This window comes from Propylenella binzhouense (assembly GCF_009866965.1).
Lineage (GTDB): Bacteria > Pseudomonadota > Alphaproteobacteria > Rhizobiales > Afifellaceae > Propylenella > Propylenella binzhouense.
In genome coordinates this window covers 1-9,526 of record NZ_SPKJ01000129.1, presented here as the reverse complement: position 1 = coordinate 9,526, position 9,526 = coordinate 1, and the positions used below count along the sequence as shown (strand labels likewise).

Here is a 9,526-nt window from a genome sequence, read left to right as displayed (position 1 = left end):
TCAACCTCATGCACAAGCGCCGCATCGACCGGCTGACCGGCCACGATCCACCCGCCGAACCCTCCAACCAGATGGTCCTCCAATGGGCGTGAAATCAAACCGGACAGCAGTGGATCAAGTCCGGCGATGACGACAGGGGATGCGGTCGGTCCGGCGATGACGACGGAGAGGGACGCGGCGGCGCGCCGGCCGCCGCACGAGCGTTGTTGCTGTTGCAACTACTACCGGAAGGTCGTAAATCTTCCCCCGGTCTTGAAACGCGGGGGAACGGGCTGATGGCGATCGTCGACGTCAAGACGGACATCACCGGAAACGTCTGGAAGATCGTCGCGGAGGTCGGCGCCGCGCTTTCGGAGGACGACCCGATCCTGATCCTGGAATCGATGAAGATGGAGATCCCCGTCGCCGCGCCGGAGGACGGCAGGCTGGTCGAGATCCTCGTCGCCGAGGGCGACGTGGCGACGGAAGGCACCGTCGTCGCCCGGATCGAGGCGTGACGCCGTGAGGAAGGTGCTGGTCGCCAACCGCGGCGAGATCGCCAGGCGGATCTTCCGCTCCTGCCGCAAGCTCGGGCTCGCCACCGTGGCGATCCACTCCGAGGCGGATGCCGGCGCGGCCCATGTCGCGGAGGCGGACGAGGCGCTTCCGGTCGGGCCCGCCGCGGCGCGCGAGAGCTATCTCCGCGCCGACCGCGTGCTGGCGGCGGCGCGGGCGAGCGGCGCCGATGCGATCCATCCGGGCTACGGCTTCCTGTCCGAGAACGCCGATTTCGCGAGCACGGTCGCCGAGGCCGGCCTGACCTGGATCGGGCCGTCGCCGGAGACGCTCCGCCAGATGGGCGACAAGCAGCGCGCCCGCGACATCGCCGCGGCGAGCGGCGTTCCGGTCGTGCCGGGCAGCCGGCGGTTCGAGGCGGGCGATGTTGCGGGCCTCGACGAGGCCGCGGCGCAGGTGGGCTATCCGCTCCTCGTGAAGGCGTCGGCCGGCGGCGGCGGGATCGGCATGCGCCGGGTCGACGCGCCGGAGAAGCTCGCGGAGGTCGTCGCCGGCACCCAGTCGATGGCCGAGAAGGCCTTCGGCGACGGCGCCGTGTTCCTGGAGCGCTTCGTGCCGAAGGCGCGCCATGTCGAGATCCAGGTATTCGGCTTCGGCAATGGCGAGGCCGTCCATCTCTTCGAGCGCGACTGCTCGCTCCAGCGCCGGTTCCAGAAGGTGATCGAGGAGAGCCGCGCCCCCGGCCTCCCGGCCGGGACCCGCGAGGAGATGGCCGAGGCGGCCGTCCGGCTCTGCCGCGCCACCCGCTACAAGGGCGCCGGCACGGTCGAGTTCATCGTCGACGCCGAGAGCTTCGAATTCTTCTTCCTCGAGATGAACACCCGGATCCAGGTCGAGCATCCGGTGACGGAGGCGATCACCGGGCTCGACCTCGTGGCGATGCAGATCGACTTCGCGCGCGGCGCGCTCGCCGGCCTCGACCAGGGCGCGATCGCGGCCCGCGGCCATGCACTGGAGTGCCGGCTCTATGCCGAGAACCCGGCGAAGATGTTCATGCCGTCGCCGGGCCGGCTGGAGCGGTTCCGGCTGCCGGAGGGGATGCCGGATGTCCGCGTCGACAGCGGCTATCGCGAGGGCGACGCGGTGACCCCGTTCTACGATCCGCTGGTGGCGAAGCTGATCGCCTGGGGCGAGACCCGGGACGCGGCGCGCCGCCGCGCGATCGAGGCGCTTTCGGCGACGGAGATCGAGGGGATCAAGAGCAACCGGAGCTTCCTGATCGCCTGCCTCGCCGATCCGCATTTCGCCGCCGGCGACGTCCATACCGGCTTCATCGAGGCCCGGCGGAGCGACTTGCTCGCCGCCTGAGCGGCTGCCAAGAAGGGGCGGCCCGGATCTGGAGCGGCAATGGTCGGAAAGCTCGCAGTCGAGGAACTGCCGTCGGCGGACATCTTCGCCGACCTGCGGCGGCTCGGCTTCACCGAATACGAGGCGCGCGTCTACGTGCAGCTCCTGCGCGAGAGCCCGGCGACCGCCTACGAGATCGCCAAGGCGGCCGGCATTCCGCGCCCGAACACCTATCACGCGCTCGACGCGCTCGCCCGCCGCGGCGCGGTCCTGCCCGTCAGCGAGAACCCGGTGCGCTACGTCGCCGCCGAGCCGCGGACGCTGCTCGAGGCGATCGCCCGGCAGACCGACGCGCTCTGCTCCGACCTCGCCGGCAAGCTCGCCGCTCTGAAGCCGCGCGCCGAGGACCAGTATGTCTGGACCATGCGCGGCGAGGCGATCGTCCACGACCGGATCGGCGCGCTCATCGCCGAGAGCCGCGAGGCCATCTGGGTGAAGGCGGCGGACGAGGTCCTGCGCCGCCACAAGGGGGCGCTGAGGGCGGCGGCGGAGCGCGGCGTCGAGCTGCTGATCGTCCTCTTCGGCCAGGATGCCGACGAGTTCCGGTTCACCGATGCCTGCCGGATCTACCTGCACGAGGCGACCGGCGTGCGCATGGGCACGGCGGACAACCTGTTCACGCTGGCGGTCGACCATGTCGAGATGCTGACCGCGGCGATGGACGAGGAGGTGGTCGCCGCCCACACCCGCAACCGGCCGATCGTGAACATGGCGGAGAGCCTGATCCGCCACGATTACTACATGGCCGAGATCTTCGCCCGCTTCGGGCGGGACATCGAGAGCGCCTTCGGCCCGCATCTCCGCGACATCCGCATGGCCTGCTTCTCGCCCGGGCAGATCGCCTCCTTCAAGGAGCGGACGGGGCTGGCCTGAGAGGCGCGCTCGGCGCGGGGTCGCCTTTTCCGCTGGCGCTGCCTCCCCACTGTCGTCGTCGCCGGACTTGATCCGGCGATCCATGGGCGGCCGAAGCAGAGCGCACGCGGCTGGATGCCCGGGTCAAGCCCGGGCACGACGACGGAACAAGCGGCAGGTCCCCCGAGCGGAACAAGCGGCAGGTTCTCCGAGCGGAACGAACGGCGCGGCAACACCGCCGCGACGTCATCGCCTCAGCCCTGCGCGCCGGAGCGATTTCAGGCGGCCTCCTCATGGCGGGTGGGGCGGATCAGGATCTCGGCCGAGATCCCGAGCCCCTCGTGCAGATTGCGGATCATCTCGATGGAAAGGCCGCGCTTGCGGTTCAGCACCTCCGCCACGCGGCCGCGAGGGCCGATCAGCGGCTCCAGATCCTTGCGGGTCAATCCCTGCTGCTCCATCCGGAAGAGGATCGCATCGATCGCGTCGGGCGGGTCCATCGGATAATGCCTGGATTCGTAGGCGTCGATCAGGGTTGCCAGCACGTCGAGCCGGTCGCCTTCGGGCGTGCCGCTTCGTGCGCCCCACAGGCGCCCGGCCTCCGCAAGGGCCGCTTCATAGTCCGCATCGGTGCGGATCGGCTTCAGGTCAGCCCCCATGCTTCACCTCCGTGACGTCGATCCTGTCATAGGCCTTGTGGCTGCCGATCCACTTGATCCAGACGATGCCCTTTTCAAAGTCGACCGCCACGACAAGACGGTAGTCATTGCCCTTGATATTGAAGACGATCCGCTCGGCGTTGACGATGCTCGCCGTTGCGTAGTGCCGCCTTACATCGGCGGAACTCGTCCAGTCGGCCTTGCTGACTTCGTCGAACCAGGCATCAAGCGCGGCTTTGACCGCCCGTTGGTCCTTCTGTCCCGCCAGGCTCTGGACGAATTCCCGCAAGGTCCGGCGGGCGATGATCCGCATGCCGATCGTACTATCATGATCCCGCTTTGGGATCAACGGTGCGGGCCCGGCGATCCCGCCGCCTCGCGTCCCTCTCCGCCGTCATCGCCGGACCGACCAAGTCCCTCTCCGTCGTCGTCGCCGGACTTGATCCGGCGATCCATGGGCCGTCGAAGCAGAGCGGGCGCGGCTGGATGCCCGGGTCGGAGCCCGGGCAAGACGACGGAGCAAGCGGCAGTTTCTCCGAGCGGAATGAGCGGCAGGTTCTCCGAACCGAGCAAGCAGCGCCGCAACGCCGCCGCGATGCTGTTGGCTCAGCCGGCGCGCGACAAAGCCACGTCCCTCTCCGTCGTCGTCGCCGGACTTGATCCGGCGATCCATGGGCGGCCGAAGCAGAGCGGGCGCCGCTGGATGCCCGGGTCGGAGCCCGGGCATGACGACAGAGCAAGCAGCGGAGAAGGAGGACACCGCCTCGCGTCTCCTACGTCGGCGTCGCCTCACCCGCGCGCCGCGAACCGCCGCTCCAGGTGGCCGATTGCGGCGAGCGCGAGCGCCATCGCCGGGATCTCGTCGAACACCGGAACGTCGGCGGCGCGCGCCTTGTCGCGGTAGTGCCGCCGCTTCTCGTCGAGCTCCGGCGAGCCGTCGCTGCGCAGCGCCAGGCAGAAATGGGCGATTCCCGGCCATTTCCGCTGCGTCTCCTCCACCACCGCGAAGAGGTTGTCGATCGGGTCGACGCTGCCGCGCCCGACGAAGGCGGCGAGGTTGAGATGCATGGCGACGGCGTCCGGCCGGGCGTGCGCGTAGACGATGTCGAGGATCTCGCCCGCGACCCAGCCGTCCTTCTCCTGGAGCGTGCGCACCGGCGTGTCGATCGGGTTGGCGACGCTCGTGCCGGGCGGCAGTTTCATGGCTTCGAGCAGCCGGCGCGTCTCGCCCTCGAAGGGCGAGACGTCGAGCCCGACCTCGGCGAAGGCGTCGGTGCCGAGCACGCTCGATCCGCCGCCGTTTCCGAAGAGCGTGACGGAATGGGTCGGCTTGCCCGGCCGCAGCTTCAGGTGCTGGAGCGCCAGCAGCACGTCGATGAAGGCGTCGACGGTCTTCACGAGCGCCACGGGCGCCTGCGCCGCGAGCGAGTCCCATGCCCGGTCGTCGCCGGCGAGCGCCCCGGTATGGGAGAGCGCCGCTTCGCGGCCGCGGCCCGACCGCCCGCCCTTCAGGATCACCACCGGCTTGGTCGCCCGCTCCGAGCGCAGAAGGTCGAAGAAGGCGCGGCCGTCCTTCACGTCCTCCAGATAGAGGCCGATCGCGGCGGTCTGCGGGTCGGCCATGAAATAGTCGACGAGCTCGTGCGGCTTCACGTCGGCGCTGTTGCCGATGGTGACGACCCCGCTGAAGCGGAGCCCCCGCCACTGGCCGCGCTTGATGATGTCGGTGCTGAGCCCGCCGGACTGGGCGACGATCCCGATCGTGCCGACCTCCTTCGGCGCGCCGACGGGAAAGGTGAGGCCGCCGCGCGGCGAATAGGTGCCGAGGCAGTTCGGCCCGAGCACGCGCACGCCGCCCTTCCGCGCGGCTGCGACGAGATCCTCCTGCAGCGCCTTGCCGTCCTCGACCTCGCCGAAGCCCGACGAGATGACCTGGGCGATCCGGCAGCGCCCGGCGGCGGCCGCGAGCACCTCGGGGATCCGCTGCGCGCCCATCGCGACATAGGCGTAGTCGACCGGCTCCGGCGTCGCGGCAAGGCTCGGATAGGCCTTCAGGCCCTCGATCTCCCCGGCGCTCGGGTGGATCGGGTAGATCGCGTGCGGATAGCCGAAATCCTTCATGCGCCTGATGAAGGTGTTGGCGATGCCGACCTCCTTCGCCGAGGCGCCGAGCACCGCCACGCTTGCCGGCTCGAAGAGCGGGCGGAAGGTCTCGAGGCTGGAGCCGGCGGGGTCCGGCCCGGCCGCCGCCGGCATCGGCTCCCTTGCGAGCACGAAGCGCGCATCGGCGGCGACGGCGCCGGAGGCCGAAACGATCACCGGATTGATGTCGAGCTCCGCGATCTCGTCGGCGAGCTCCGTCAGCAGGCCGCCCTCGCCGCCGATCTTCACGAGGAGATCGAGGAGCGCGGCGCGGTCGACCGGCGCCTCGCCGCGCGCACCCGCCAGGAGCGCCGCACCCTTCAGCTCGTCGAGCATGGCGGCCGCGTCCGCCCGCGAGACCGGGCAGATGCGGAAGGCCACGTCCTTCAGCACCTCGACGAAGATGCCGCCGAGCCCGACCATCAGGATCGGGCCGAATTGCGGGTCGCGGAAGCCGCCGACCACCATCTCGCGGCCGGCCGGGATCATCTCCTCGACGAGCCATCCCTCGACCCGCGCCGAGGCGATGGCGGGCCTTGCCGCCATCGTTTCGACCGCCGCACGGACCTCCGCCGGCGTTCCGAGGCTGAGCGCGACGCCGCCGGCGTCGGACTTGTGCAGGATCTCCGGCGAGACGACCTTGGCGACGAACGGGCCGGCGAGCGCGGCCGCCTTGCGTTCGGCATCGGCGGCATCGCGCGCCACCGCCGAGCGCGGCGTGCGGATGCCGTAGGCGCCGAGCAGGGCCTTGCCGGCGGCCTCGTCGAGGGCGGCGCGGCCCTCGGCGCGTGCCGCGGCCACGAGACCGGCGGGGAGGGGGAGCGGGGCGTTCACGGACCGGGCCTCAATAGCTCGTCGGCCAGGCGCGCATCAGGTGCTGGCCGACGCCGCCCGAGCGCCGCCGGCGCTGGATGTCGAACATGCGGACGAGGTAGCGCCTCGTCTCCTGCGGCTTGATCACGTCCTGCGCCGAGAAGATCCGCGCCATGTCCCAGATCTCGAGATCCTTCTGGATATGGGCGAGCGCCTCCTCGAAGCCTTCCTCGCCGGCGTTGAGGTTGTGGACGATGTTGGTCGCGAAGACCGGGTCCATGAAGCTCACCTCGGCCATCGGCCAGGCGATCATCGCGTCGTTGTGGGCGCCGCCGCCCATCGCGACATAGGCGCGGCCATAGGCCTTCCGGCAGATGATCGTGACCTGGGGCACCGTCGTCAGGCAGGTCGCGTTCATGAAGTTCATGATCTGCCCGGGCGCGCCGCGCCGCTCCGCATCGGTGCCGACCACGAAGCCCGGCGTGTCCATGAAGCGCACGATCGGCACGTTGAAGCTGTCGCAGAGGACCGTGAAGTCGATGATCTTGCGGCAGGCCTCCGCGGAGAGCGCGCCGCCCCCGACCTGCGGATTGTTGGCGATGATGCCGACCGAGGCGCCGTCGAGGCGGGCGAGGGCGACCACCGCGGACTTGCCGAAGCGCGGCTTGAGCTCGAACAGGCTGCCCTTGTCGAAGATGACCTCGAGCACCTTCTTCATGTTGTAGACCTGGGTGCGCTTCTCCGGGACGATCTCCAGCACGCGCTCCTGGTCCTCGCCCGAGCCTTCGCTCGTCGGCGCGCGCGGCGGCGGCTCGCCGTTATGGCTCGGCATGTAGGAGAGGAAGGCGCGCAGCGCCGCCATCGCCTCCTCGTCGGTATCGACGAACTGGTCGATGAGGCCGGTCTGCTCGGCGTGGAGGCGCCAGCCGCCGAGCTCTTCCAGGTCGACCTTCTCGCCGATCGCCATGGAGACGAGCCGGGGGCTTGACACCGACATGATCGAGCCCTTCTTCATCACCGCGAAGTCGGAGCAGCAGCACATCCACGCGGACGAGCCGAACGAGGTGTCGAGCGCCGCCGCCGCCCAGGGCGTGTCGCGCATGCGTCGGAACTGCGTGATGTCGTTGCCGAGCAGCAGCCCCATGCCCTTGGAGCCCATGGCGTCCGGCAGCCGCGCGCCGGTCGATTCGCCGACATGCACGAAGGGCATCCCCTTCTCCGTGCAGGTGCGGCGGACATAGCCCATCTTCTTGGAATTGGTGGCGCTGGTCGAGGCGCCCTTGGTCGTGAAGTCGTTCACCACGACCCCGACATCGCGCCCGTCGATCCGGGCGAAACCGGTGATCTTGCCGTCGCGCGGGGTTGTCGGCGCATCGGCGTCGAGGAACGAGGCGCCGAGCAGGCCGACCTCCAGGAAGCTCCCCGGATCGACCAGCGCGTCGAGCCGCTCCTGCGCGTTTAGCTGTCCGCGTTCCCGGCGCTGTTCGAGCTTCTTCTTGCCGCCCAGGCGGCTCGCCGCTTTCCGGCGCTCGTCGAGATCGGCGAGCAGGGCCTCATGCGCCATGCGTTGCTGTCCTTGCCTTTGTCGTCGTGAAATCGAGCCGCTCGGCGGTGAAGCGGTCGATCAGGGTCCAGTCCGGGCGGGGCCGGTACCCGGCGGGAAGAATGATCGAGCCGTTCGCGAACGGCAGGGGCGGGGAGAGCAGCCGCTCGCGCGGCTTGATGAAGCCGTTGAACTCGCCGGCATTGCGGATTGTGCTCCGCGCGACGCAGGCCTCCAGCCAGTTGTGGATCTCGCTGCCGAGGCCGTCGCCGAGGACCGGCTCCATGCCGGCGGCGCGCACCGCATCCAGTCCTTCGCGCAGGCGGTCGAGCCCGCCGAAGCGCTTCAGCTTCAGCTTGCAGAACCGCACGTTCGCGATCGCGCCGGCGCGGGCGATGTCGGCGAGCGTGCAGATCGGCTCGTCGAGCATCAGCGGCACGGCCGACGCCGCCGCCACCGCGGCGTTCGCCTCCCAGTCGTCGGAATCGCAGGGCTGCTCGAAGAGCTCGATCCCCTCCGGATCGAGTGCGGACGCGAAGGCGATGCCGGCGCTCCGGTCATAGGCGCGGTTGGCGTCGAGCCGGAACGTCGCACGCCCCGCGATCGCCTTCTGGATCGTCCGCACCCGGGCGAGATCGGCGGCGACGTCCTTGCCGACCTTGACCTTGAAGGTGCGGAAGCCCTTCGCCAGCCAGTCCTCGATCTCGGGCCCGATCTCGGCCTCCGTGAGGCCGTTGATCGGCGTCAGGAGCGGGAGTTCCGCGGTTTCGGGCACTTCGAGCTGCGGGTTGTCCTCGAGCACCTCGATCGCGGCGACGAGCGCGGTCGCGGCGACCTTGCTCTCCTCGAAGCGGGCGAGCACGGCCGTCTTGGCCGCTCCGGTCTCTTCGCCGAGGATCTCCTCGATGCGCGCGCGGCAGAAGGCCCAGCCGCCTTCGCGCGTCTCCCTGCTCGATCCGGGCGAGACATGCGCGTCGGCGAAGCCGGTCCGGCCAGCATCGTCGGCCACAGTCACCAGGAACGGCTCGAACTCCGTGAAGGTCCGGTAGGAGAGGCGGTAGGGGCGGATCAGCGGCAGCTTCAGCCGCCTCAGGCCGATTTGCGTGATCCTTGCCATGAGCCCCCTCCGGATCGGCGCGGTCCGCCGGTCCTCGCGGGAGGAATGGCGCGTCGCCGGATTAGTTGTTGCTCTTGCTACTACTCCCGGTCGGACATTGCAACGTGCTTGGAGGCGGGCGCCCGCGTCAGGCCGGGTCGGGCGCCGCGACGGCGAAGGCCGCCCGCTCGCCCGGATCGAGCTGCGCGACGAGGCCCTGCTCCCAGGCGAGATAGCGGCGCGAGGATTCGAGGTTCCCGTCATGGCGGTCGTGAACGAAATGGAGGAAGTCGATGTCCTCCCCGGGCGGAAGCGTGCGCGGAGCGATCGCGAAGCCCGCCGCCGCAAGCGCGTCCATGCCGCCGGAGAAGCGGGCGATGCGCTTGGTGCCGAGTTCCGCGAGGTCGACAGCCGCGAGCGCGGCGATCTCGCCCCTCGCGATGAGCACGGCCTCGGCGGCGCCCGCGGCGGGCGAGCGGCCGAGCCGGGGCCGGATCGACCACGCCGCCCCGGCGGGCG

9 protein-coding genes are annotated in these 9,526 nt (G+C 70.2%); 3 read left to right on the top strand and 6 right to left on the bottom strand.

Annotation, left to right across the window (positions count from 1 at the left end):
* The first annotated feature begins 275 nt into the window (after positions 1–275).
* The 3 genes from E4O86_RS20905 to E4O86_RS20895 are packed head-to-tail and all read left to right on the top strand — an operon-like array spanning position 276 to position 2,775.
* Positions 276–497 carry an acyl-CoA carboxylase biotin carboxyl carrier protein subunit gene (locus tag E4O86_RS20905; protein WP_161142489.1) on the top strand — a complete coding sequence of 74 codons (222 nt, stop codon included), beginning with the start codon at positions 276–278 and terminating at the stop codon, positions 495–497.
* A 4-nt stretch (positions 498–501) separates the two neighbouring features.
* A complete protein-coding gene (locus tag E4O86_RS20900; RefSeq protein WP_161142488.1) occupies positions 502–1,863 on the top strand; it encodes an ATP-binding protein in 1,362 nt (453 codons plus the stop codon).
* Positions 1,864–1,902: 39 nt separating this feature from the next.
* On the top strand, positions 1,903–2,775 hold the full coding sequence (locus E4O86_RS20895; protein WP_161142487.1) for a TrmB family transcriptional regulator: 873 nt from the start codon (positions 1,903–1,905) through the stop codon (positions 2,773–2,775).
* 257 nt (positions 2,776–3,032) lie between these two features.
* Here E4O86_RS20895 and E4O86_RS20890 read toward each other — a convergent pair whose 3' ends face one another.
* From E4O86_RS20890 to E4O86_RS23290, 6 genes are all read right to left on the bottom strand, one after another.
* Positions 3,033–3,413, bottom strand: coding sequence for a helix-turn-helix domain-containing protein (locus E4O86_RS20890; RefSeq protein WP_161142486.1), 381 nt, complete (start codon positions 3,411–3,413; stop codon positions 3,033–3,035).
* The gene (locus tag E4O86_RS20885) at positions 3,403–3,726 is read right to left on the bottom strand and encodes a type II toxin-antitoxin system HigB family toxin (protein WP_161142485.1); all 324 of its coding nucleotides are present in this window, start codon (positions 3,724–3,726) and stop codon (positions 3,403–3,405) included. Before E4O86_RS20885 ends, E4O86_RS20890 begins: the two co-directional genes overlap by 11 nt.
* 476 nt (positions 3,727–4,202) lie before the next feature.
* The gene (locus E4O86_RS20880) at positions 4,203–6,389 is read right to left on the bottom strand and encodes an acetate--CoA ligase family protein (RefSeq protein WP_161142484.1); all 2,187 of its coding nucleotides are present in this window, start codon (positions 6,387–6,389) and stop codon (positions 4,203–4,205) included.
* 10 nt (positions 6,390–6,399) lie between these two features.
* The gene (locus tag E4O86_RS20875) at positions 6,400–7,932 is read right to left on the bottom strand and encodes an acyl-CoA carboxylase subunit beta (RefSeq protein WP_161142483.1); all 1,533 of its coding nucleotides are present in this window, start codon (positions 7,930–7,932) and stop codon (positions 6,400–6,402) included.
* A complete protein-coding gene (locus E4O86_RS20870; protein WP_161142482.1) occupies positions 7,922–9,028 on the bottom strand; it encodes a mandelate racemase/muconate lactonizing enzyme family protein in 1,107 nt (368 codons plus the stop codon). Before E4O86_RS20870 ends, E4O86_RS20875 begins: the two co-directional genes overlap by 11 nt.
* Before the next feature lie 127 nt (positions 9,029–9,155).
* On the bottom strand, positions 9,156–9,526 hold a 371-nt coding region (locus tag E4O86_RS23290), incomplete at its 5' end, for a rhodanese-like domain-containing protein (protein ID WP_484573216.1).